The organism is Duganella sp., from assembly GCF_039595735.1.
GTDB lineage: Bacteria > Pseudomonadota > Gammaproteobacteria > Burkholderiales > Burkholderiaceae_D > Rugamonas.
This window is the reverse complement of the sequence record NZ_JBCNLB010000006.1, coordinates 41,414-63,891: the sequence shown is the minus strand read 5'-3', so window position 1 is coordinate 63,891 and position 22,478 is coordinate 41,414. Positions and strand designations below refer to the sequence as shown.

At 61.9% G+C, this 22,478-nt stretch carries 26 protein-coding genes; 9 read left to right on the top strand and 17 right to left on the bottom strand.

Features of this window, described 5'->3' with window-relative positions; translation table 11 throughout:
• Positions 1 to 5: 5 nt before the first annotated feature.
• Both ilvN and ABDW57_RS13335 read right to left on the bottom strand, forming a co-directional pair.
• Positions 6 to 497 carry an acetolactate synthase small subunit gene (gene ilvN, locus ABDW57_RS13340; protein ID WP_155467747.1) on the bottom strand — a complete coding sequence of 164 codons (492 nt, stop codon included), beginning with the start codon at positions 495 to 497 and terminating at the stop codon, positions 6 to 8.
• A complete protein-coding gene (locus ABDW57_RS13335) occupies positions 498 to 2,228 on the bottom strand; it encodes an acetolactate synthase 3 catalytic subunit (RefSeq protein WP_343730677.1) in 1,731 nt (576 codons plus the stop codon). It abuts the gene before it with no gap.
• 445 nt (positions 2,229 to 2,673) lie between these two features.
• Between ABDW57_RS13335 and ABDW57_RS13330 the strand changes: the two genes are divergently transcribed.
• From ABDW57_RS13330 to ABDW57_RS13310, 5 genes are read left to right on the top strand one after another with little or no spacing between them, the layout of a single operon-like run.
• Positions 2,674 to 3,243 carry an RNA polymerase sigma factor gene (locus tag ABDW57_RS13330; protein ID WP_343730676.1) on the top strand — a complete coding sequence of 190 codons (570 nt, stop codon included), beginning with the start codon at positions 2,674 to 2,676 and terminating at the stop codon, positions 3,241 to 3,243.
• A complete protein-coding gene (locus tag ABDW57_RS13325) occupies positions 3,240 to 3,653 on the top strand; it encodes a DUF3619 family protein (RefSeq protein ID WP_343730675.1) in 414 nt (137 codons plus the stop codon). Before ABDW57_RS13330 ends, ABDW57_RS13325 begins: the two co-directional genes overlap by 4 nt.
• 4 nt (positions 3,654 to 3,657) lie before the next feature.
• Positions 3,658 to 4,365, top strand: coding sequence for a DUF3106 domain-containing protein (locus ABDW57_RS13320; protein ID WP_343730674.1), 708 nt, complete (start codon positions 3,658 to 3,660; stop codon positions 4,363 to 4,365).
• Positions 4,355 to 4,855 carry an RDD family protein gene (locus ABDW57_RS13315; RefSeq protein WP_343730673.1) on the top strand — a complete coding sequence of 167 codons (501 nt, stop codon included), beginning with the start codon at positions 4,355 to 4,357 and terminating at the stop codon, positions 4,853 to 4,855. The genes ABDW57_RS13320 and ABDW57_RS13315 overlap by 11 nt, the downstream gene beginning before the upstream one ends.
• Before the next feature lie 52 nt (positions 4,856 to 4,907).
• Complete coding sequence (locus tag ABDW57_RS13310; RefSeq protein ID WP_343730672.1) at positions 4,908 to 7,028, top strand: prolyl oligopeptidase family serine peptidase; 2,121 nt, start codon at positions 4,908 to 4,910, stop codon at positions 7,026 to 7,028.
• On the opposite strand, the gene ABDW57_RS13305 is transcribed toward ABDW57_RS13310, so the two are convergent.
• From ABDW57_RS13305 to ABDW57_RS13250, 12 genes are all read right to left on the bottom strand, one after another.
• Positions 7,029 to 7,706, bottom strand: coding sequence for an RNA pseudouridine synthase (locus ABDW57_RS13305; RefSeq protein WP_343730671.1), 678 nt, complete (start codon positions 7,704 to 7,706; stop codon positions 7,029 to 7,031).
• Entirely contained in the window at positions 7,699 to 8,709 is a 1,011-nt protein-coding gene (gene ltaE, locus ABDW57_RS13300; RefSeq protein ID WP_343730670.1) for a low-specificity L-threonine aldolase, read from the bottom strand. Before ltaE ends, ABDW57_RS13305 begins: the two co-directional genes overlap by 8 nt.
• Complete coding sequence (locus tag ABDW57_RS13295; RefSeq protein WP_343730869.1) at positions 8,706 to 9,533, bottom strand: SAM-dependent methyltransferase; 828 nt, start codon at positions 9,531 to 9,533, stop codon at positions 8,706 to 8,708. Before ABDW57_RS13295 ends, ltaE begins: the two co-directional genes overlap by 4 nt.
• A gap of 46 nt (positions 9,534 to 9,579) precedes the next feature.
• Positions 9,580 to 9,774 (bottom strand): Fe-S cluster assembly protein IscX, encoded by a 195-nt coding sequence (gene iscX / locus ABDW57_RS13290; protein ID WP_343730669.1) that lies wholly within the window; start codon positions 9,772 to 9,774, stop codon positions 9,580 to 9,582.
• Between the two features lies 1 nt (position 9,775).
• Positions 9,776 to 10,117: an ISC system 2Fe-2S type ferredoxin gene (gene fdx, locus ABDW57_RS13285; RefSeq protein WP_155467712.1), complete on the bottom strand. Its 342-nt coding sequence runs from the start codon at positions 10,115 to 10,117 to the stop codon at positions 9,776 to 9,778.
• Between the two features lie 118 nt (positions 10,118 to 10,235).
• Positions 10,236 to 12,116: a Fe-S protein assembly chaperone HscA gene (hscA, locus tag ABDW57_RS13280; RefSeq protein ID WP_343730668.1), complete on the bottom strand. Its 1,881-nt coding sequence runs from the start codon at positions 12,114 to 12,116 to the stop codon at positions 10,236 to 10,238.
• A gap of 110 nt (positions 12,117 to 12,226) precedes the next feature.
• Positions 12,227 to 12,742, bottom strand: coding sequence for a Fe-S protein assembly co-chaperone HscB (hscB, locus tag ABDW57_RS13275; protein WP_343730667.1), 516 nt, complete (start codon positions 12,740 to 12,742; stop codon positions 12,227 to 12,229).
• Positions 12,743 to 12,748: 6 nt separating this feature from the next.
• Complete coding sequence (gene iscA, locus ABDW57_RS13270; protein WP_155467696.1) at positions 12,749 to 13,072, bottom strand: iron-sulfur cluster assembly protein IscA; 324 nt, start codon at positions 13,070 to 13,072, stop codon at positions 12,749 to 12,751.
• Between the two features lie 41 nt (positions 13,073 to 13,113).
• A complete protein-coding gene (gene iscU / locus ABDW57_RS13265; RefSeq protein WP_176644842.1) occupies positions 13,114 to 13,500 on the bottom strand; it encodes a Fe-S cluster assembly scaffold IscU in 387 nt (128 codons plus the stop codon).
• A gap of 26 nt (positions 13,501 to 13,526) precedes the next feature.
• Positions 13,527 to 14,783, bottom strand: coding sequence for an IscS subfamily cysteine desulfurase (locus ABDW57_RS13260; RefSeq protein WP_343730666.1), 1,257 nt, complete (start codon positions 14,781 to 14,783; stop codon positions 13,527 to 13,529).
• A gap of 19 nt (positions 14,784 to 14,802) precedes the next feature.
• Positions 14,803 to 15,282, bottom strand: coding sequence for a Fe-S cluster assembly transcriptional regulator IscR (iscR, locus tag ABDW57_RS13255; protein ID WP_155467688.1), 480 nt, complete (start codon positions 15,280 to 15,282; stop codon positions 14,803 to 14,805).
• A gap of 86 nt (positions 15,283 to 15,368) precedes the next feature.
• Positions 15,369 to 16,163 (bottom strand): uracil-DNA glycosylase, encoded by a 795-nt coding sequence (locus ABDW57_RS13250; protein WP_343730665.1) that lies wholly within the window; start codon positions 16,161 to 16,163, stop codon positions 15,369 to 15,371.
• Between the two features lie 39 nt (positions 16,164 to 16,202).
• Here ABDW57_RS13250 and ABDW57_RS13245 point away from each other — a divergent pair, with 39 nt between their 5' ends.
• The gene (locus ABDW57_RS13245) at positions 16,203 to 17,204 is read left to right on the top strand and encodes a S41 family peptidase (RefSeq protein ID WP_343730664.1); all 1,002 of its coding nucleotides are present in this window, start codon (positions 16,203 to 16,205) and stop codon (positions 17,202 to 17,204) included.
• A gap of 96 nt (positions 17,205 to 17,300) precedes the next feature.
• Here ABDW57_RS13245 and maiA read toward each other — a convergent pair whose 3' ends face one another.
• Both maiA and ABDW57_RS13235 read right to left on the bottom strand, forming a co-directional pair.
• Complete coding sequence (gene maiA / locus ABDW57_RS13240) at positions 17,301 to 17,945, bottom strand: maleylacetoacetate isomerase (RefSeq protein ID WP_343730663.1); 645 nt, start codon at positions 17,943 to 17,945, stop codon at positions 17,301 to 17,303.
• Positions 17,945 to 18,967 carry a fumarylacetoacetate hydrolase family protein gene (locus tag ABDW57_RS13235; protein WP_343730662.1) on the bottom strand — a complete coding sequence of 341 codons (1,023 nt, stop codon included), beginning with the start codon at positions 18,965 to 18,967 and terminating at the stop codon, positions 17,945 to 17,947. Before ABDW57_RS13235 ends, maiA begins: the two co-directional genes overlap by 1 nt.
• A gap of 86 nt (positions 18,968 to 19,053) precedes the next feature.
• Between ABDW57_RS13235 and ABDW57_RS13230 the strand changes: the two genes are divergently transcribed.
• The 3 genes from ABDW57_RS13230 (at position 19,054) to ABDW57_RS13220 (ending at position 21,234) form a co-directional block, all read left to right on the top strand.
• Positions 19,054 to 19,968 (top strand): LysR family transcriptional regulator, encoded by a 915-nt coding sequence (locus ABDW57_RS13230; RefSeq protein WP_343730661.1) that lies wholly within the window; start codon positions 19,054 to 19,056, stop codon positions 19,966 to 19,968.
• Between the two features lie 101 nt (positions 19,969 to 20,069).
• A complete protein-coding gene (locus ABDW57_RS13225; protein WP_343730660.1) occupies positions 20,070 to 20,636 on the top strand; it encodes an NAD(P)H-dependent oxidoreductase in 567 nt (188 codons plus the stop codon).
• A 34-nt stretch (positions 20,637 to 20,670) separates the two neighbouring features.
• A complete protein-coding gene (locus tag ABDW57_RS13220) occupies positions 20,671 to 21,234 on the top strand; it encodes a gamma-glutamylcyclotransferase (protein ID WP_343730659.1) in 564 nt (187 codons plus the stop codon).
• On the opposite strand, the gene ABDW57_RS13215 is transcribed toward ABDW57_RS13220, so the two are convergent.
• Positions 21,226 to 22,383 carry a PA0069 family radical SAM protein gene (locus ABDW57_RS13215; RefSeq protein ID WP_343730658.1) on the bottom strand — a complete coding sequence of 386 codons (1,158 nt, stop codon included), beginning with the start codon at positions 22,381 to 22,383 and terminating at the stop codon, positions 21,226 to 21,228. The two genes, ABDW57_RS13220 and ABDW57_RS13215, sit on opposite strands and share 9 nt — an antisense overlap.
• Between the last annotated feature and the right edge of the window lie 95 nt (positions 22,384 to 22,478).

Below are 22,478 nucleotides of genomic sequence, written 5' to 3'. Positions count from 1 at the left end.
TGTGCTTAAACTTTGAGGATGCGTTCGCCGCGTCCGATGCCGGAACCGCCGGTACGGACCGTCTCCAGGATGGAGGCGCGGTCGATCGAATCGATAAACGCATCGAGCTTGCTCTTGGCGCCGGTCAGTTCAATCGTGTAGCTCTTTTCGGTGACGTCGATGATGCGGCCACGGAAGATGTCGGCAGTGCGCTTCATCTCTTCGCGTTCCTTGCCCACCGCGCGCACTTTGATCAGCATCAGTTCGCGCTCGATGTGCTGGCCTTCGGTCAGGTCCACCACTTTCACCACCTCGATCAGGCGGTTCAGGTGCTTGGTGATCTGTTCGATGATGTCGTCCGAACCGGTGGTGACGATGGTCATGCGCGACAGGGTCGGGTCCTCGGTCGGCGCCACGGTCAGCGTTTCGATGTTGTAGCCACGGGCCGAGAACAGGCCCACCACGCGCGACAGCGCGCCGGCTTCGTTTTCCAGCAAGACAGAAATAATGTGTCGCATTTAGAGATCCTCCGAACCCAGCAGCATTTCAGAGAGGCCCTTGCCGGCTTTCACCATCGGCCAGACGTTTTCTCCTTGGTCGGTAATGAAGTTCATGAAGACCAGCTTGTCTTTCATGGCGAAGGCGTCGCGCAGCGCGCCATCGACGTCACCCGGTTTTTCAATGCGCATGCCAACGTGGCCATAGGCCTCGGCCAGCTTTTCGAAGTTCGGCAGCGAATCCATGTAGGATTCCGAGTAGCGCGAACCATAGTCGATCTGCTGCCACTGGCGCACCATGCCCAGGAAGCGGTTGTTCAGCATGATGATCTTCGGCGTCAGGTGGTACTGCTTGCAGGTCGCCAGTTCCTGGATGCACATCTGGATCGAGCCTTCGCCGGTGATGCAGGCAACGGTGGCCTCCGGATTGGCCATCTGCACGCCCATGGCGTACGGCAGGCCGACACCCATGGTGCCCAGGCCGCCCGAGTTGACCCAGCGCTTGGGTTTGTCGAAGCCGTAGTACTGCGCGGCCCACATCTGGTGCTGGCCGACGTCGGAGGTGATGAAGGCGTCGCCCTTGGTCACTTCCCACAGTTTTTCCACCACGGCTTGCGGCTTGATGACCAGGTCGGACGAGGCGTACTTCAGGCAATCCTTGCCGCGCCATTCGTTGATCTGCTTCCACCAGTTGCTCAGCGCAGGGGCGTTCGGCTTGGCGTCCGCCGCGTCCAGCTGGGCCAGGAATTCAATCAGCACGTCCTTGACGTTGCCGACGATCGGAATGTCCACTTTCACGCGCTTGGAGATCGACGATGGGTCGATGTCGACGTGGATGATCTTGCGCGGATTGGTCGCGAAGTGTTTCGGGTTGCCGATCACGCGGTCGTCGAAGCGGGCGCCGATGGCGATCAGCACGTCGCAGTTCTGCATCGCCATGTTGGCTTCGTAGGTGCCGTGCATGCCTGGCATGCCGACGAACTTGTCGTCGCTGGCGCGGTAGGCGCCCAGGCCCATCAGCGTGTTGGTGACCGGGAAGCCCAGCTTGTCGACCAGTTTGTTCAGTTCCGGCGAGGCATTGGCCAGGATCACGCCGCCGCCGGTGTAGATCATCGGACGTTCGGCTTGCAGCAGCAGCTGGACTGCCTTGCGGATCTGGCCGGAATGGCCTTTGTCGACCGGTTTGTACGAGCGCATCTCGACCTCTTTCGGGTACGAGAAGGTCGTTTTGTGCATCGAGATATCCTTCGGAATGTCAACCAGCACAGGGCCGGGACGGCCGGTGCGGGCGATGAAGAAGGCTTTCTTGATGGTCTCTGCCAAGTCCTTGACGTCCTTGACGAGGAAATTGTGCTTGACCACAGGACGGGTAATGCCGACGGTGTCGCATTCCTGGAAGGCATCCTGGCCGATGGCGTGGCTGGGCACCTGGCCCGAGATCACGACCATGGGGATGGAATCCATGTAGGCGGTGGACAGGCCAGTCACGGCATTGGTGACGCCCGGACCGGAGGTCACCAGCGCAACACCGACCTTGTTCGAGGAGCGCGAGTAAGCATCGGCGGCGTGGATCGCGGCCTGCTCGTGGCGTACCAGAACGTGTTGGAATTTGTCTTGCTTGAAGATGGCGTCGTAGATGTAAAGTACGGCACCGCCAGGATAGCCAAAGACGTGTTCAACGCCCTCTTCGGCCAGGCAGCGCACGACAATTTCTGCGCCCGTAAGTTGTGAACTAGATGCTTCGGTATTCATGAAACATTCCTTTCAAGGTCCATAGGAGATTGATCGGATGCTCTGTCCTGACGAAGTATGAATACCGCTACAGCTCTGCCCAGCTTCCCTTTATTTATGCGGTCGCACTGCCTCTTCCGCCAACCGTAGTGACGTGCAAAGCGATGCTAGCGCAAACTCTCGTTTGGCCGGGTTTTCCGTAGTGGTGTTGCATACCTCTCACGCTTGTGGCGTGGGCGAGAGCAAACTGCCTACTAAATGAAAGCGCGTCGTGTCGATTGCGGCGTTGTGTGCCTGCTGCGACCAGACCATAGAGCTTCGGGGTTGTTCAAAGCGTCCCATACGGTAACACTGCCATGCCCTTTTCAGCAAGGGATAATTTGGAAATTGATGGTTTTTGACGTAAAACCATGCAAAACAGGAGGTTTTTTGCTAGCATGCGCCACAGTTCAAAACATCCCGACGCATGGCCACAGACAAAGAATTATCCGACTTCCTCGAAAACGTCGAACGCCGGGCCTTCAAGCAAGCCGTCTACGCAGTACGCAAGGACGAATCCGCTCTCGATATCGTGCAGGACGCGATGATCAAGCTCGCCGAGAAATACGGCGACAAGCCGGCCGCCGAGCTGCCGATGCTGTTCCAGCGCATCCTGCAAACCACCATCCTCGACTATTTCCGCCGCGAAAAGGTCCGCAACAGCTGGGTCAGCCTGTTTTCCGGCATGGGCCCCGCCGGCGACGAGCATGAGGACTTTGATATACTCGAATCGTATGCCGCCGAAGCCGGCACCGAGGCCGCCGAATCGGGCGCCGACAAGGTCGAACGCCAGCAAGTGCTTGCCATCATCGATGCGGAGGTGCAAAAACTGCCCGCGCGTCAACGCGAAGCCTTCCTCATGCGTTACTGGCAGGATATGGATGTGGCCGAAACGGCCGAGGCAATGGGCTGCTCAGAAGGCAGCGTCAAAACGCATTGCTCACGAGCAACTCACGCGCTGGCCGAGGCGCTGCAAGCCAAGGGAATTAAATTATGAACACCGACGATCTGAACTTCGCTTACAAAGTGCGCCACGCGCTCAATGAAAAGCTGGACGAGCTGCCTGCCTCGACCACAGACCGCCTGGCCCAGGCGCGCCAGATGGCGCTCGCCCGCAAGAAAGCCCACGTCGAGCAGCCGCTGTCGGTGCGCGTCACCAAGGCCGAGCTGGCGGTCGCCGGCGGCGGCATCAGCGGCTTCTTCTCGCAGTTTGCCTGGCTGGGCCGGGTCAGCATGGCGGTGCCGGCGCTGGCCCTGGTGATCGGCCTGGTCGGCATCTACCAGTACGAGCAGCAGGAGCGCATTGCCGATCTGGCCGAAATCGACGCCGCGGTGCTGTCGGACGAGCTGCCGCTGGACGCCTATCTGGACCACGGCTTCAACGCTTATCTGTCGCAAAGCGAGTAACGGCATGGCATGGAGCGGTCGCGCCAGACTGGGCGCAGGAGCAGCGGTGGTAGCGGTAGCAGCAGCGGGCGCGGCATGGGTCGCCAGTCGCCCGGATGCGCCGGAACTGGTGAAGGCGCCAGTGGCCGCGGTCACCGGCAAGGCTGCCATCGCGCCGGAAAAAGTCCTGTGGAAGAATTTGTCGCCGGCCCAGCAGCAGGCGCTGGAACCGCTGGCCGGCGAATGGGACACCATGGAGCCGGTGCGCAAGCAGAAGTGGCTGGGCATCGCCAAGCGCTACGCCAAAATGAAGCCGGATGAGCAGGTGCGCGTGCAGGAGCGCATGCGCGAGTGGGTGCGCATGACGCCGGAAGAGCGCCGCCAGGTGCGCCAGGCGTATGCCCGCGCGCAAAAGCTGAACCCGGCGCAAAAATCGACGTCGTGGGAATCGTACCAGCAGCTGCCGGACGAGCAGAAGAAGGAACTGGCGGCCAAGCCGGCCACCAAGAAGCAGGTGGCCAATCTGCCGACGCCTGCGCAGGCCAAGGCTGCCACCGTGGCGCCGATCAGGCCGGCGGCGCCGACCAGCTCGCCCGGCGTGGCGACACCGGTAGTGCCGCCGGTGGTGCCGCCGGCTGATCCAAACGTGCCGCTGCCGAACGCCTCCAATGTGACGCCGGTGCCGACCGGCCCCACCCCACCTGCCCAGCCGGCCCCTGCCGATGTCAAATAACCCGACCATCAAGCGCCGTCTGATTTCGATGGTGTATGAATCCCTGCTCGGCTTTGCCGTGCTGTTCCTGCCGTTTCTGGTATTTGAGTTTGTCACCCGTGCCAGCCACACGCCGCTGGTCGAGCACATGCGGCAGGCGCTGGCCTTCGTGGTGCTGGGCTGCTACTTCATCCACCAGTGGAGCCGCGACGGCCAGACGCTGGCGATGAAAACCTGGCGCATGAAGCTGCTGTGCAAGAACGGCAATGCGGTCTCCACGCGCGCGGCAGCGCTGCGCTATCTGCTGAGCTGGATGTGGATTCTGCCGGCACTGATCGTGGCGCTGCTGCTGGATCTGCATCGCTGGCAGGCGCTGGGCGCCATTTTTGCCGGCATCCTGCTGTGGTCGCTGACGGCCTGGTTCGACAAGGACCGCCAGTTCCTGCACGACAAACTGGCCGGCACCCGCCTGATTCAGCTGCCGCCGCCGGAAAAGAAAAGAAAAGTGTAATTTTCACAATCTTTCATGGCAGAATATGCTTTTCCGCCATGAAGGACCGAAAATGAAACCTGCCATTTACGGCGCGCTGCTGCTGCTCGCCACCTGCGCGGCCGCCGCCGCCGACATCCCGCCCGCTCCCGTCGCCCGCGTCGAAGCCGTCACCGACACTTACTTTGGCGAGACCATCACCGACCGCTATCGCTGGATGGAGAACGACAAGGACCCGGACTGGCTGCCCTTCCTCAAACAGCAGAACGCCCACGCGCGCGCGGTGCTGGACGTGCTGCCCAAGCGCGAGGAACTGCTGAAGCGCATCCAGCAACTGTCCGGCGACATCGCCAGCCCCTCCGACGTGCAAAAGGCTGGCGCACGCCTGTTCTACCTGCAGCGCCCGGTCGGGTCCAACAACTTCAAGCTGTTCGTGCGCGAAGGCGGCAAGGACCGCGTGCTGGTCGATCCGACCAAGCTCGATACCAAAACCAGCCACGTCTCGCTGGACTGGTGGCGCGCTTCGCCGGACGGCAGCAAGCTGGTGTACGGCCTGTCCAGGGACGGCAGCGAGGACTCGGTGCTGCACATCATGGACGTTCGCAGTGGCACCGTGCTGAAAGAACGCATCCCCGACACGCAGGCCGGCGATCCAAGCTGGCTGGCAGACAGCTCGGGCTTCTTTTACAACCAGCTGACCGGCAAAGTGAACACGCCCGAGCGTTACCTCGACTCGCAAGTGCGCTTCCATAAACTGGGTGGTGACCCGGCCAGGGATCCCGTGCTGATGAAGCGCGGCCTGGATGCAGCCATCCAGTACGACAAGATCCAGGCGCCTTATGTGATCGCCTCCACGCAATCGGACGTCGCCGTGCTGTTGCTGGCGGATGTACGCAAGGAGAAGCGACTCTACACCGCGCCGCTGCAGGACGTCTTGCGCGGCAAGGCCAAATGGCGGCAAGCGGCAGACTTTGCCGACGAGGTGACCGACTTCAATCTGCAGGGCGATGACCTGTATCTGCTGTCCAATCGTCAGCATCCGCGCGGACGCCTGTTGAAAACCTCGGCGTCGGCGCCATCGCTGGCGAGCGCACAGGAAGTGGTGCCTGAGTCGACGCTGGTGCTGCAAGGCGTCACGCGCGCCAGGGATGGCTTGTACATCCGCGCCATGGACGGCGGCATCAGCAGGCTGCAACGCCTGGGCGCCGACGGCAAAGTGGCCGACATTGCCCTGCCCTTCGACGGCACGCTGCGCGCGCTGGACACCGACGGCAATACGCCGGGGGCCCTGATCATCTTCACCGGCTGGCTGCAGCCTGCGGCCATCTGGTCGGTGAGCGCGGATGGCAAACTGGCCGACACCGGCATCACGCCCAAGCCATCGATCAACGTCAGCGCATACACCACCGAGCGCCGCTTCGCCACCGCCAAGGATGGCACGCAGATTCCATATAGCCTGATCTACAAAAAGGGCTTGAAGCTGGATGGTAAAAATCCGGCCTTCATCTCGGCTTACGGCAGCTACGGCTCGGCGGCCTACACCCCGGCGTTTGCCAACCGTCTGCTGGCACTGGTGGATCAGGGTGCGGTGGTCGGTTACGCCAATGTGCGCGGCGGCGGCGAGTTCGGACGCGAGTGGCATCGCGCCGGCCAACTGGAAAACAAGCCGAATACCTGGCGCGACCTGATCGCCGTGTGCGAGGACATGCAGGCCAAGGGCTACACCTCGCCAGCGTATCAGGCCATCGGCGGACGTTCAGCCGGCGGCATCACCATGGGCCGCGCGCTGGAAGAGCGTCCGGACCTGTTTGCGGCTGTGGTATCAGGCGTGGGCTGGCACAACCCGCTGCGCTACGTGGCGGAGCAGAATGGCTACGGTGAAGAACCTGAATGGGGTGCGATTGCCGATCCCGCCGGCTTCAAGGCTTTGAAGAGCATCGACAGCTATCAGCAAGTGGTGGACGGGACGAAGTATCCGGCCGTGCTGCTGACCACCGGCGTGACCGATCCACGCGTGGCGCCCTTCCATCCGGCGAAGATGGCCGCGCGTCTGCAAACGGCGACCGCCAGCGGCAAGCCTGTGTTGTTACGGGTGGATTTTGACGCCGGCCACGGCATGGGCTCGACGCGCGCGCAACAGGATGCGGAGGCGGCGGATACTTATGCCTTCATCCTGTCGCAAGTTGGGAAGTAATCAGAACTTCTCGTAATCCTGCAGGTAGCGCCACTCGCCTACCGGCAGGCTGGCCATGGAGATGCGTCCCACACGGATGCGCTTCATGGACAGCACTTTCAGACCCACTTCCTTGCACAGCTTTTCAATCAATCCCAGCTTGGCATTCTTCATGGCGAAGCGCAGGCGCGTTTCGTTCTGCCAGCTTACCTTGCCGTTGATCTGATTCAGCTGCTGCAAGCCGCCTTCGATGATCTGGCCCGCGACTTCAACGATGATTTCCTGTTCCAGCGCGTCTTCGCTCAACTTGCGGTTGACGCGGAAGTCCTGCGTGAACACCACCAGGCCACTGGCCTTGGCGTCCAGTGGCACCATCTGCTCCTGCCCCGTGATGTGACGCTTGAGGAAGCGCTTGCCCGGCGCCGTGCGCGTGAGGGTGTCGGCTTTCAGCAGGTGCAGCGGCTGCGCCGCGCCGGCAGGCTTGTGCAGCAGGATGGTGACCGGCGTGATCTCCAGCAGCGTGGCGTCGGCCGCGATGGTGACCTGCTGCTCCGGCGTGACGCGCGCGCCCACTTCTTCCACGATCTCGCCATCCACGCTGACGAAACCGCCTTCGATGTACAGCTCAGCCTCACGGCGCGAGCAACCGCGTTCTTCGGCCACGCGCTTGTTCAGGCGTATGGTATCGTCGTTATCCAAAGAAGTCTCCAAACACGGTGATGGCGCGGTCGATGTCTTCACGCCTGGCGTCCATATGCGTGACGATACGCAGGCGCTGCGACATGGAGACGCGGATGCGCGTCAGTTCCAGCACGTCGCTCAGGCCTTGCATGACGAACTGCGGAATGTCGACGTAGAAGATATTGGTCTGCGGGGTGCTGACTTTGAGGCCCTTCATCTTCGCCAGTTCGCCGGCGAAGTAAGCGGCGTTGTCGTGGTCTTCCTGCAGGCGCGGGATGTTGTGCTCCAGCGCGTACAAGCCGCCGGCCGCGATGACGCCGGCCTGGCGCATGCCGCCGCCCAGCATCTTGCGCCAGCGTTTGGCTTCCTTGATGAACGGCTTGGTGCCCAGCAGGACCGAACCCACCGGCGCGCCCAGTCCTTTGGACAGGCAGACAGAGATGGAATCAAAGCCCCTGGCGATATCGCGCGGGCTCACGCCCAGCTTCACCGCCGCATTGCAAACACGCGCGCCGTCGAGGTGCGTCGACAGGCCGCGCCCATGTGCCAGTGTCGTCGCCTGCTGCACATACTCCATTGGCAGCACGCGGCCGTTGATGGTGTTCTCCAGCGCCAGCAGCCTGGTTCGCGCGAAGTGAAAATCGTCCGGCTTGATGTAAGACTCGATATCGGCCAGCGCAATGCTGCCGTCGGCCTGATTGATGATCGGCTGCGGCTGGATACTGCCCAGTACCGCGGCGCCCCCGCCTTCGTAGCGGTAGGTGTGCGCCTCCTGGCCAACCAGGTATTCATCACCACGGCCGCAGTGCGCCAACAGCGCAAGCAGATTGCTTTGCGTGCCGGATGGCGCGAACACCGCATCTTCATAGCCGAACAAATCGGCGGCATATTCCTGCAGGCGATTGACGGTGGGGTCGTCGCCGTAGACATCATCGCCCACATCGGCGGCATTCATGGCCGCGCGCATGGCGGCGCTGGGGCGGGTAACGGTGTCGCTGCGCAGGTCGAGCCATTCCATCATGCCACCTCTTCTTCTGCGTAGAAGCGGGCGCTCATCTCTTGCAGGCCCACGGTTTCCAGTACTTCCTTCAGGCGCTCGGCCGGACGCTTGCGCGGCAGGTTTTTGTAGGTAGCGATGATGAGCTCATTTTTCATCGAGTGCTCCCAGCCTACCAATTCGGTCACGGTGACGCTGTAGCCATGCGCTTCCAGCTGCAGGCAACGCAGCACGTTGGTGATCTGGCTGCCGAATTCACGGGTGTGAATTGGGTGGCGCCAGATTTCGGTCAGCGCGGATTTACCCAGCGACTGGCCTTTGTTTTTCTTCAGCACCGAAGCCACTTCGGCCTGGCAGCACGGCACCAGTACAATGTGCCTGGCCTTCTTCTTCAGTGCGAACTGGATGGCGTCATCGGTGGCCGTGTTGCAGGCGTGGAGCGCAGTGACGACGTCGATCTGCTCCGGCAGCAGCCTGGATTCGGTGGACTCGGCCACCGACAGCGGCAGGAAGGACATGCCGGGAAAGTTGAATTTTTGCGCCAGTTCCTGTGAACGCGCCACCAGCTCTTCGCGCGTCTCGATGCCGTAGATATGCGAGTTTTGCAGCGCCTTGAAGAACAGGTCATAGATGATGAAGCCGAGGTAGGACTTGCCGGCGCCATGGTCCACCAAGGTGACGTTGTCCTTGGACTCCAGCACCTCTTTCAGCAGCGGCTCGATGAACTGGTACAGGTGATAGACCTGTTTCAGCTTGCGGCGGCTGTCCTGGTTCATCTTGCCGTCGCGCGTGAGGATGTGCAGTTCCTGCAGCAGCGCTACGGTCTGCCCTTCGCGGATTTCCGGCATGTTGTCGGCGCTGGTGACAATGGCGCCGATCTTCTGGACCGGCTTCTTAGGCTGCTTCATCGATCCACGCCTGCTGAACTGCTTCAAGGACCTTTTCACCACCGCGCGACTTGTCGTCGTCGAACTCTTCAAGCTCGATGATCTTGTTGTGCAGATCGGTGAAGCGGATGGTGGCCGGATCGACGTCCGGGTACTTGTCGTACAGCGCTTCCGCAATCGCGGTGATGTCAGTCCACTTCATATCAGTGCCCGCCTTCGCTTGCGTGATTGATGGTGTACTTCGGAATTTCGATCACCAGGTCCTCATCCGCCACCACGGCCTGGCACGACAGGCGCGACACGGCTTCCAGGCCCCAGGCCTTGTCCAGCAGGTCCTCTTCGGTTTCGCTGGCTTCGTTCAGCGAATTGAAGCCCTCGCGCACCAGCACGTGGCAGGTGGTGCAGGCGCAGGATTTCTCGCACGCGTGCTCGATGTGGATGTCATTGTCCAGCATGACGTCGCACAGGGTTTTGCCGGCAGGGGCTTCAACAACGGCGCCGTCCGGGCACAGTTTGGCGTGAGGGAGGAATACGATTTGTGGCATGTTCAGGCTCTTTTGTTGGCCCCGTCATTCCCGCGAAAGCGGGAATCCATAGGGACGCGATTGTATTAATTTAGCATGGCCCGCAACGGCGGACCGCCCGGCGTTCGCCGGGACGACGTTACACTACTTGATCCAGCGCCTTGCCCGCCAGTGCACTGCGCACGCTGCGGTCCATGCGGCGCGATGCGAATTCTTCGGTGCCGTGGGCCAGCGCTTCGACCGCCGCTTTTACCGCCTGATGATCGGCCGCGCCGGTTTGCGACTGGGCTACGACTTCGCGCGTCCTGGCCATCAGGGCATCGACAGCGCTGCGCTCCTCATCCGACAGCAGCGCGGCGTCTTCATCCAGCGCGGCTTGCGTGGCCAGCAGAATGCGTTCTGCTTCCACCTGTTCTTCACGCAGCGCGCGCGCCTGCATGTCGACCGCCGCCGAGGCGTGCGAGTCTTGCAGCATACGCGCGACGTCGTCATCGCCCAGGCCATACGACGGCTTGACGGTGATGGACGACTCGACGCCGGAGCGCAGCTCGCGCGCCGACACCGACAGCAGGCCATCCGCGTCCACCTGATACGTGATGCGGATGCGCGCCGCGCCAGCGGCCATCGGCGGAATGCCGCGCAGCTCAAAGCGCGCCAGTGAACGGCAGTCGGCCACCAGTTCACGCTCGCCTTGCAGCACGTGTACCGCCAGCGCGGTCTGGCCGTCTTTGAAGGTGGTGAATTCCTGCGCGCGGGCGCATGGGATGGTCGAGTTACGCGGGATGATTTTCTCCACCAGGCCGCCCATGGTCTCGATGCCCAGCGACAGCGGGATCACATCCAGCAGCAGCCAGTCGTCGCCCGGCGCGCGGTTGCCGGCCAGCAGATTGGCCTGGATCGCCGCACCCAGCGCCACCACCTTGTCCGGATCGATGTTCGCATGCGGCGTGGTGTGGAAGTATTCGCTCACCGCACGATGCACGTGCGGCATGCGCGTCGCGCCGCCGACCATGACCACGCCATCGACATCGTCCGCATCGACATTGGCGTCGCGCAGCGCTTTCTTGATGGCCTTCATGGTCTTTTCGATCAGATGCTTGGTGATCTCCTGGAACTTCTCGGCGGTGATGGTGATGTGCACCTGCTCTCCCGATTTCAGCGCGGCGTCCACGATCACTTCGGATTTGGTCGACAGCAGTTCTTTGGCTTCGCGTGCTTTCACCATCAGCAGCGCGGTGTCTTCGTCCGACAGCGGCGCCAGTTTTTCTTCCTGATGGATGTAGCAGAACAGGCGGTGGTCGAAGTCGTCGCCACCCAGCGCGGAATCGCCGCCGGTGGACAGCACTTCAAACACGCCCTTGCTCAGTTTCAGAATCGAGATATCGAAGGTGCCGCCGCCCAGATCGTAGACGGCGTAAATGCCTTCCGAACCGTTATCCAGACCGTAGGCGATCGCCGCCGCAGTCGGCTCGCTCAGCAGGCGCAGCACGTTCAGGCCGGCCAGCTGCGCGGCATCCTTGGTCGCCTGGCGCTGTGCGTCGTCGAAGTATGCAGGCACGGTGATGACCGCACCCACCAGATCATCGCCCAGCGAATCCTCGGCGCGCTGGCGCAGCGTGGCCAGGATTTGTGCCGACACTTCCACCGGACTCTTTACGCCGGCGATGGTTTTCAGCTGCACCATACCGGGACCATCCACAAACTGGTACGGCAGGTTCTCGGCGTAAGCGATATCCGCCAGGCCGCGGCCCATGAAGCGCTTCACGGAGACGATGGTATTTTTCGGATCGGTGGTCTGCGCAGCCTGCGCCTTGTAGCCGATGTTGGCATGGCCGTTCGACAGGTAGCGCACCACGGACGGCAGCAGCGCGCGGCCATCTTCGTCGTTCAGCACTTCTGGAATGCTGTTGCGCACAGTCGCCACCAGCGAATTGGTGGTGCCCAGATCAATCCCGACCGCCAGCCGGTGCTGGTGCGGTGCAGTAGACATGCCTGGTTCGGAAATTTGCAGAAGTGCCATGTATTAATACCTTTAATCCGGGGTCAGGTCCGTCATTTCTACACGGCCTCAGCGCTAGCGCCCTCTTACGGCCGTGCTCGTGTAGAAATGGCGGACCTGACCCCGGAGTGTTATGCTTCGATTGCTTCAAAGGCGAAGCGGACTTCTTCGCCAAATTTTTCGAGGAACATCAGCGCACGCACGCCTTGGGCGGCGGCCTGGAAATCACCGGCGTTGAGGTGCTGTTCGATCTGCGCCAGCTGCTGCTTGCGGGCCTGGCGTAGCTGGCCGTCCAGCGCTTCCAGCGCGTCGCTATCCTTGGCGGCGCGGGCGTCGCCCAGCTCTTCACGCCACTCCATCTGCTGCATCAGGAAGGCCATCGGCATGGCCGTATTCGACTCGGTCTGCAAATCAACGCCATTCAGCTCGCACAGGTACTGCGCGCGCTTCTGCGGATTTTTCAGGGTCTGGTAGGCTTCGTTGGCGCGCGTGGCCCATTGCATGGCGACGCGCTTTTCGGCGTCGGTGGCGCTGACGAATTTGTCGGGATGGACGCGGCTCTGCACGTCGCGGTAGGCGCTGTCGAGCGCCGCCGCGTCTACGGCAAACTGCTGGGACAGGTTGAACAGTTCAAAGTGATTCTGCATGACGTGTCAGACGCGGAAGCTTTCACCGCAACCGCAAGCGTCTTTCTCGTTCGGGTTGTTGAACTTGAAGCCTTCGTTCAGGCCTTCGCGCGCGAAGTCCAGTTCCGTGCCGTCGATGTACGGCAGGCTTTTCGGATCGACGAACACTTTCACGCCGTGCGATTCGAACACGCTGTCTTCCGCGGTCACTTCGTCCACGTATTCCAGCTTGTAGGCCATGCCCGAGCAGCCGGTGGTGCGCACGCCAAAGCGCAGACCGATGCCCTTGCCGCGGCGTTCGATGTAGCGGTTGATGTGTTTCGCTGCTTTTTCGGTCAGGGTGATTGCCATTTGATTCTCCGTTGTCGTTCCGGCGGACGCCGGAATGACGATTATGCTGCTGCGTGCTTGTTCTGGTAGTCCTGAACAGCTGCCTTGATGGCGTCTTCCGCCAGGATCGAGCAGTGGATCTTCACTGGCGGCAGGGCCAGTTCTTCGGCGATCTGGGTGTTCTTGATGGCCAGCGCCTGATCCAGGGTTTTGCCCTTGACCCATTCGGTCACCAGCGAGCTTGATGCAATCGCCGAACCGCAGCCGTAGGTTTTGAACTTGGCGTCTTCGATCACGCCATCCGCGCCCACCTTGATTTGCAGCTTCATCACGTCGCCGCAAGCTGGCGCGCCGACCATGCCGGTGCCGACGCTGTCGTCGCCTTTTTCAAACGCGCCGACGTTGCGTGGGTTTTCGTAGTGGTCCAGTACTTTATCCGAGTAAGCCATTTTGATGCTCCTGTATCTTCAATAATTTAGTGGGCTGCCCATTGGATCGAATTGATATCGATGCCTTCTTTGAACATATCCCACAGCGGCGACAGTTCACGCAGTTTGTTGACCTTGGACTTCATCAGCTCAATCGCGAAGTCGATATCGGCTTCGGTGGTGAAGCGGCCGATGGTGAAACGGATCGAGCTGTGCGCCAGTTCGTCGCTGCGGCCCAAGGCGCGCAACACATAAGATGGTTCCAGCGAGGCCGAAGTACAAGCGGACCCGGACGACACGGCCAGGTCTTTCACGGCCATGATCAGCGATTCCCCCTCAACGTAGTTGAAGCTCACGTTCAGGTTGTGCGGCACGCGGTGTTCCATGTCGCCGTTGATGTAGGTTTCTTCGATCTCTTGCAGGCCTTGGGCCAGACGGTCGCGCAGCGCCTTGATGCGGGCGATTTCGCTGTCCATCTCGACCTTGGCCAGGCGGAAGGCTTCGCCCATGCCGACGATCTGGTGGGTCGGCAGCGTGCCCGAACGCAGGCCGCGCTCGTGGCCGCCGCCGTGCATTTGCGCTTCGATACGCACGCGCGGCTTGCGGCACACGTACAGCGCGCCGACGCCTTTCGGACCGTAGGTCTTGTGGGCGGTGAAGGTCATCAGGTCGACCTTGGTCTTTTGCAGGTCGATCACCACCTTGCCGGTCGCTTGCGCGGCGTCGCAGTGGAAGATGATGCCTTTCGAACGGCACAGTTCACCGATCTGGTCGATCGGCTGGATCACGCCGATTTCGTTATTGACCAGCATGACCGAGATCAGGATGGTGTCCGGACGGATGGCGGCGGTCAGTTGCTCGATGGTGATCAGGCCGTTGTCCTGCGGCTCCAGGTAGGTCGCTTCAAAACCCTGGCGCTCCAGTTCACGCACGGTGTCCAGCACGGCTTTGTGCTCGGTCTTCACGGTGATGATGTGCTTGCCTTTGGTTTTGTAGAACTGCGCCGCCCCCTTGATGGCCAGGTTGTTCGATTCGGTCGCGCCCGAGGTCCAGATGATTTCGCGCGGGTCGGCATTGACCAGCGCCGCCACGTGGCCGCGCGCCTCTTCCACCGCCTTTTCCGCGGTCCAGCCGTACATGTGGCTGCGCGAGGCCGGATTGCCGAACTGCTCGCGCAGGTAAGGGATCATCGCATCGGCGACGCGCGGGTCGATCGGCGTGGTGGCCGAGTAGTCCATGTAGATCGGGAAGTGCGGCGCGGTCTGGAATTTCACGTCAGCGATGTTTTTTTCTAGGGCGTTCATCTGGTTACTCCGTTAGGGCTTACAGCGCGGCGTGGTTGCCGTTGCGAGGCATGACCACCACGTTCTGCTCAGCGTTCTTCTGCTTTTGTTGATCGACCAGATCCTGCAGCGATACGGAATCCAGGTAATCAACCATTTTTTCATTCAGCGTGGCCCACAATTCGTGGGTCATGCAGCGCGCGCCGCTGGCCGCATCGGCGCCATGGCAATTTTCCTTGCCGCCGCACTGGGTCGCGTCCAGCGGCTCATCCACGGCGATGATGATGTCGGCCACGGTGACCTTGTCGGCGCGGCGCGCCAGACTGTAGCCACCACCCGGCCCACGGATCGATTCAACAATCTCGTGGCGGCGCAGCTTGCCAAACAGCTGCTCCAGGTAAGACAGCGAAATCGCCTGACGCTGGCTGATGCCGGACAGCGTGACTGGACCTTTGCCTTGGCGCAACGCCAAATCGATCATCGCAGTCACAGCAAAACGGCCTTTGGTGGTCAGACGCATCACTACCTCGGTTGGGTTAAAATATCGACCGCTTCGCTCATCGCAAAGCCTGATTAGTTGATCGAATTAGTCAAGTATACCAAACTTTAATAAAGCTTGCTGGTCGCCCCCTTCAGCAACTGCATGGGCTGGAACAGGGTGTGCATATCCTTATTACCAATAAAGCTAAGGTTGTAAGGGTGTTCGGCAGTGATTTGGGGGAAATCTTTCATCACTGGCAACTTGCTCAGCAGTTCAGCGATTTTTCCCCACAGAACCATGGTGGGCACGACCTCCGCTTGCGCGGCCAGGCCGGCCATGACCGTTTCAAAGAACGGCAGCCAGGCCTTCGCGTCTTTCGCTGGAGCAACGTGGCTGCGGAAGACCAGCGAGGCGTTCAGCAGCAGGAAGCCCTGCCCGGTCAGCTTTTGCTGCATCTCGGCCAGGGTCAGGATGTGGCTGCCGGCGCCGCTGCGGGCCTGGGCCGAGACTGCCGCCATCGCTGCGCCGGCGGTGTTTTCCAGCGGGAGCTGGCCGTCGGCCACCAGCAGCATCTTCATGAAATTGCGCAGCGAGGTGGCTTTGTTGACCGGCTTGGACAGGCCGCCGCCCACCTCGTCCGACCACAGGCTGCCAACCGCCCCATCCATAAAGCAGACGCCGGTTGCGCTTTCTGCTCGCGGATATGGCCCTTCCCCCACTAGTACATACTTCACCTTATTGAGCGGCAGTGCGAACGCGGCAAACAGGCGCTGTTCGGTGGGCAGATAGTGGTCCTGGGCCAGTTGCGGCAGGTAGTCCGGCGTGGCCGCCATCATGGCTTCCAATCCCTTGAGCAGCAGCGGGCGCCAGGAAACATCGGCGCGCTGGAGCGCCTCCAGAATGGTGGTCGGGATCGTCATTGAAGAAAAAGCTTTCGGGGAAAGGTAAGATTGTAACTTATGGGGAAAGATTTGAAACGCTGGATGATTGCCGCCGCCCTCTGCGCTGCGTTGGGCGCCCACGCGCAAGCCCTCGACGAGGCGCTTGACGCCACGGCGCGCGCCCACGTGGTCAACGAGTATGCGCGCCGGCTGACCGAGCTGCATGTGGACCCGCTGCGCGCCAAGGCGGCGGCTGACAATATCCGCCAGCGTCTGGCGCGCGGCGAGTATGACCAGCAGACCACAGCCCGGGCGCTGGCCGCGCGCGTCTCGCGCGACGTCGCCGCGATTGCCCCCGACCGTCATACCTATCTGGAATACGTGCCGTACGATCTGGCCGACGAGCGCCAGCGCCCGCAGCCGCCGGTGCAATCCGCCGATAACTTCGGCCTGCGCAAGTTTGAAACGCTGGGCGCGAACATCGGTTATCTGCAGATCAGCCGTTTTGCGCCACTGGACCGCGCGGCAATGGAGGCGGCTGGCCGCTTCATGTCGCAGGCCGGCGATTGCGCGGCCTTGATCATCGATGTGCGCGACGCCGGCGGCGACGGCCAGGCCATGGCCGCCCTGCTCGCCAGCTATCTGCTGGAAGACAGGCGCAGCTACTTTTTCAAGGACAAGCAAATCCATTTGCACGACCAGATCGACCGCGAGGGCCGCGTGGTGGCGGAATACTGGACCAGCGCCGAGGTGGCTGGCAAGCGTTTCGGCGGCAAGAAGCCGCTGTATGTGCTGGTAAACGACCGCACCAGCGCCGCCGCCGAGGCGTTTGCCTACGACTTGCAGCAATATGTGAAGCGCGCGGTGGTGGTGGGTGCGCCCACGATGGGCGATGCGCGGGTGAGCGTCAGGCAGCGCGTGTCGCGTCAGTTGCAGACCTCGGTGGCGATCACGCGCGCCAGCAATGTGATTACCCGCGCCAACTGGGAGGGCAGCGGCGTGCAACCGGATCAGATGACGGCGCCGGATCAGGCACTGGACCGCGCGCTGGCGCTGGCCCAGGCCGCCCTCAAACGCTAGCATCGGTCATTCCGGCGCAGGCCGGAATCCATGGAACATCTGAGCCGTGTCAATGCATGCGTTCTATGGATTCCGGCTTTCGCCGGAATGACGGCTCTACTCGGCGTCCGGCTGCTGAGACGGATGCGCCTGCTGGAAGGCCGGCAGCTCGCCGCAGGCTTGGTGGATACGCATCACGGTCGGGTACGGCGTCGTGTCGACGTTGAAGCGCTGGGCGTTGAACACCTGCGGCACCAGACAGCAATCGGCCAGCGTCGGCGTGTCGCCGTGGCAGTAGCGGCCGGTGCGCGCATCGTTGGCCAGCAACGACTCCAGCGTCGCCAGGCCGCTGCGCAGCCAGTGCTGCTGCCACCCCAGCTTCACCTCTTCCGTCACGCCAACCTGGCCGGTCAGGTACTTCAGCACGCGCAAATTGCCGATCGGATGCGCATCCGCCGCGATGCTCAGCGCCAGCGCACGCACGCGGGCACGGCTGATGGCGTCTTGCGGCAGCAGCGGCGTCTGCGGATGCGTCTCCTCCAGATATTCAATGATGGCCAGCGACTGGCCGAACACATCGCCATCCACTTCCAGCGCCGGCACCAGCATGGAAGGATTAACGGCGCGGTAGGCATCGCCCAGTTGCTCACCGCCGTTGCGCAGCAGATGCACCGGCACGGCGTCGTAGGCGATGCCCTTCAGATTGAGCGCAATCCGCACGCGGTAGGCGGCGGAACTGCGGAAATAGGTGTAGAGCTTCATCAGTGACGCTCCTTGTAGTGGGTGACGATCTGATCAATAGCGCCAAAGATGCTGTTGCCGTCCTTGTCGTTCATCTCGATGCGCACACTGTCGCCAAACCTGAGGAACGGCGTTTGCGGCTTGCCGGTCTCGATGGTTTCGTACATCCGCACTTCCGCCAGGCAGCAATAGCCGACACCGCCGTTGGCGATGCTGGAACCGTGCAGGCTGCCCTGCTTGTTGGACACGGTGCCGGAACCGATGATGGTGCCGGCGCCCAGCTCGCGCGTGCTGGCCGCGTGCGCCACCAACTGGGCGAAACTGAAGGTCATGTCTTCGCCGGCGTTGGGCTTGCCGAATGGCTGCTGGTTCAGTTGTACCAGCAGCGGCAAGTGCAATTTGTTGTCAGCCCAGTCGGCGCCGAGCTCATCCGGCGTGACCGCCACCGGCGAGAACGCGCTGGCCGGTTTGGACTGGAAGAAGCCGAAGCCTTTGGCCAGTTCGTTGGGAATCAGGTTGCGCAGCGAGACGTCGTTGACCAGCATCACCAGGCGGATGGCCTTGGCCGCCTGCTCCGGCGTGGCGCCCATCTTCAGGTCGCCGGTGATGACGGCCACTTCGGCTTCCAGGTCGATGCCCCAGTCTTCGCTCAGCGCGTAAATCGGGTCGCGCGGGCCGACGAAGCTGTCGGAACCGCCCTGGTACATCAGCGGATCGGTGTAGAACGAGGCCGGCACTTCCGCATTGCGCGCCTTGCGCACCAGCTCGACGTGGTTGATGTAGGCCGAGCCATCGGCCCACTGGTAGGCGCGCGGCAGGGGCGAATGGCAGTATTGCTGATCAAACGGTTTGGCGTCGACCGCATCGCCGCTGTTCAACGCGGCGTAGACATCCTCCAGGCGCGGCGCCACCAGTTCCCAGTTGTCCAGCGCATGCTGCAGGGTAGACGAGATTTTCGGTACGTGCTGATAACGCTTGAGGTCGCGGCTGACGACAACCAGGCGGCCATCGCGGCTACCGTCTTTGAGGGTGGCAAGCTTCATAGTGTCTCCAATTCAATCCCGGCATTAGATGACAGTTTCAGATATCATACAAATCGTATTTTCCTTCGCATTTATCAGAATTACTCATGAATCCCAGCCTGCGGCAAATGCGCGCCCTGGTGGCGCTGGCCAAGACCGGCAGCTTCACCTTGGCCGCCGACCACCTGAATGTGACGCAATCGGCGCTGAGCGGCCAGATCAAGGAACTGGAGCAACTGCTGGGGGTGCGCGTGGTTGAGCGTACCACGCGCAAGACCCAGCTTTCCGAGCTGGGACGCGAACTGTATCCATTGTTCGACAAGATGCTGCACGACCTCGACCGTGCCATGGCCGACATCGCCAGCCGCAAGGCCCTCAAGCAGGGCTCGGTGCGGGTGGCAGCGCCACAAATGCTTTCCTGCACCATGCTGCCGGAGGCGATTGCGGCCTACCGCGCGCGCCATCCCGAAGTGCAGGTGCGCCTGACCGACTGCCCGCTGGAGCAGGTGTCGGCGCGCGTGTTCAGTGGCGAGGCTGACTTCGGCATCGGCCCCGAGCGCGATGCCACCGCCGAGATCGAAGCTCAGCCGCTGTTCGAGATGCCGTTCGTGGTGGTCTACCCGCAGGGTCATGAACTGGACCGGCGCAAGCGCATTAGCTGGAACGACGTGAATCGCTACCCTTTCATCTCATTGCAAGGCCAGTTCACCGAACGCCTGCTGCGTGACGTGCACGTCTCCTTCCGCGAACTGTCGCTCAGCCCGTACAACGAGGTGACGTTCATGACCACCGCGCTGGCCATGGTGCACGCCGGCCAGGGCATTACCGTCTGCCTCCCCTACGCCGAGAAAATGGTGCAGCTGTACGGTCTCAAAATCCGCCCCCTGGAAGCGCCCGCCCTGACGCGGCGCTTCTTCATCTACACTCGCAGCGTGCGCGTGCTGTCCCCGGCGGCCGAGAGTTTTGTTGCTTTTATGCACGAATTTATCGCTGCCCATGAATGGAACATGCCGGCCGCATAAGAGGCAGCCACCTCAACCAGCTTACAATTTATTTCAAATTAGAAAATTTAATTGCCATTCATCCATTGTGGAAGCGGTTTCGTATTGTGTATGCTTTATTGATGAACATTTTGCACATCGACTCCTGCGCCCTGGGCGATCATTCCACATCGCGTCAGATGACCGCTGCTGCCATGGCGGCGCTGACGGCGGCCCATGAACAGGCGACCGTCCTCTACCGCGACCTCGCAGCCTCGCCGCTGTCCCACGCCAGCGGACCGCTGCTGCAAGTGATCAGCCAGCGCTGGGACGCCGACATTCCCATGAACGCCGAACTGCGCGCCGAAGCCTTGCAAAGCGCCTCGCTGCTGCAGGAATTCAACGAGGCCGACCTGGTGGTGCTGGGCGCGCCCATGCACAACTTCTCCGTGCCGTCCACGCTCAAGGTGTGGATGGACCGACTGCTGGAGTTGCAGGCCGCCGCACCCAGCGCGCGCCGTGGTGACTTGCGCGTGGTACTGGTCACCGCCGGTTGCGGCATGCTGGGTCTGGACTCGACGGCAGAACTGCTGAACCACCACGAAAGCCAGCTCAGGGCCGCGTTCCGCCACATGGGCATCCAGCACCTGGGCACGGTGCGCGAACTGGCGGATCTGCAACAAGTCCTGGAGGTCAAGCGCGCCGCCTGATGATAGCGCTATCGCTGTTTTATAATGCAGCATCATGACTGCGAACACCATCGCCATCAATCAACAGATGGACAAGTTTGACGGCCACCACAGCGTTTGGCTGTTCGGCTACGGCTCCTTGATCTACAAGGCGGACTTCCCGTACCTGCAACGCCGCCCGGCCAGCATCAACGGCTGGACGCGGCGTTTCTGGCAGGGCTCACACGACCACCGCGGCACGCCGGAAGCGCCGGGCCGCGTGGTCACGCTGATCGAAGAAGCCGGCGCGGTCTGCCACGGCATGGCTTACCTGATCACGCCGGAAGTCTTCGCTCATCTCGACCACCGCGAAAAGAATGGCTACCTGCGGCTGGCCATCCCGATCGTCTTTGAAGACGGCGATGACATCGAGGGCCTGGTCTACATCGCCACGCCGGACAATACCGCCTTCCTCGGCGCCGCCTCCGAACAAGAGATTGCCGCCCACATCGCCCGTTCAGCCGGGCCGAGCGGGCCAAACAGCGACTACCTCAACCACCTGGCCACGGCGCTGCGCGAGCTGGGCCGTCACGACCAGCACGTGTTCGACATCGAACGCCACCTCGCCGCGCTAAAATAAATCCATCTGCCCGGCATCGGCTGCTGCCTTGGCGCGCGCGCCCAAGGGCGGCACCACCAGCGGCCGCACAAACTGCGACGCATCCATGCGCAGAAAGCGGCTGCCATGTCCTGTCAGCCCGAGCCGTTCGCTGGCGATCTTCACGCGCTGCCGGATCAGCTCCGCCCACACGCCCTCGCCTTTCATGCGCGTGTCGAAGTTGCTGTCGTAGTCTTTGCCGCCGCGCATTTCGCGGACGCGGTTCATCACCCGCTGCGCCCGTTCCGGGAAGTGGGCCTGCAGCCATTCCTTGAACAGCGGCGCCACTTCCCACGGCAGGCGCAGCACGGTGTAGTGCGCGCTCACCGCGCCGGCTTCCTTGACTGCCTCCAGTATCCGTTCGATATCCGGCTCGGTGATGAAGGGAATGATGGGCGCGATGCTGACCGCCACCGGTATGCCGGCATCGGCCAGCGTGCGGATGGTGCGCAAGCGCCGTGCAGGGGCCGCCGCGCGCGGTTCCAGCGTGCGGGCGATGGCCGGGTCCAGCGTGGTCAGCGTGATGGCCACCCCGGCCTGCTGCCTGGCCGCCATCGGCGCCAGCAGGTCGATATCGCGTTCGATCAGCGAGGACTTGGTGATCAGCCCCACCGGGTGCTGGCACTCGTGCAGCACTTCCAGCACGCGGCGGGTCAGCTTGAGGTGACGCTCGCAAGGCTGGTAGGCATCCGTGTTCACGCCCAGCGCGATCGATTGCGGTTCGTAGCCCGGCTTGGCCAGTTCCTTGCGCAGCATTTCCGGCGCGTTCACCTTGGCGAAAATCTTGCTCTCGAATTCCATGCCCGGCGAAAGCCCCAGATAGCTGTGCGTAGGCCGCGCAAAACAATAAATGCAACCGTGCTCGCAGCCGCGATATGGATTCAGCGATACACTGAAGGGTAAATCCGGCGAGGCATTGCGGCTGAGGATGGAGCGGCAAATTTCTTCCGTGACCTGGGTTTTCCATGGTTTGGCCTCCTCCTCTTCCCGCTCCCAGCCGTCGTCGTAGGCTTCGCGGGTGTTCAGTTCGTAACGGCCCTGCATGTTCGACACCGCGCCGCGCCCTTTTTGTGCCTTGAGCGAAGGCGGCGGCAGCATTACCTGCTCTTGATTGTTTTCATCATGGGACATGGCGGGATCCAAATACTGTATATGCATACAGTATTCTAGGCGCTCCAAACTGCCATATCAAGAGAAATATCAAGTATCATGCCGGGCTTCGCCTC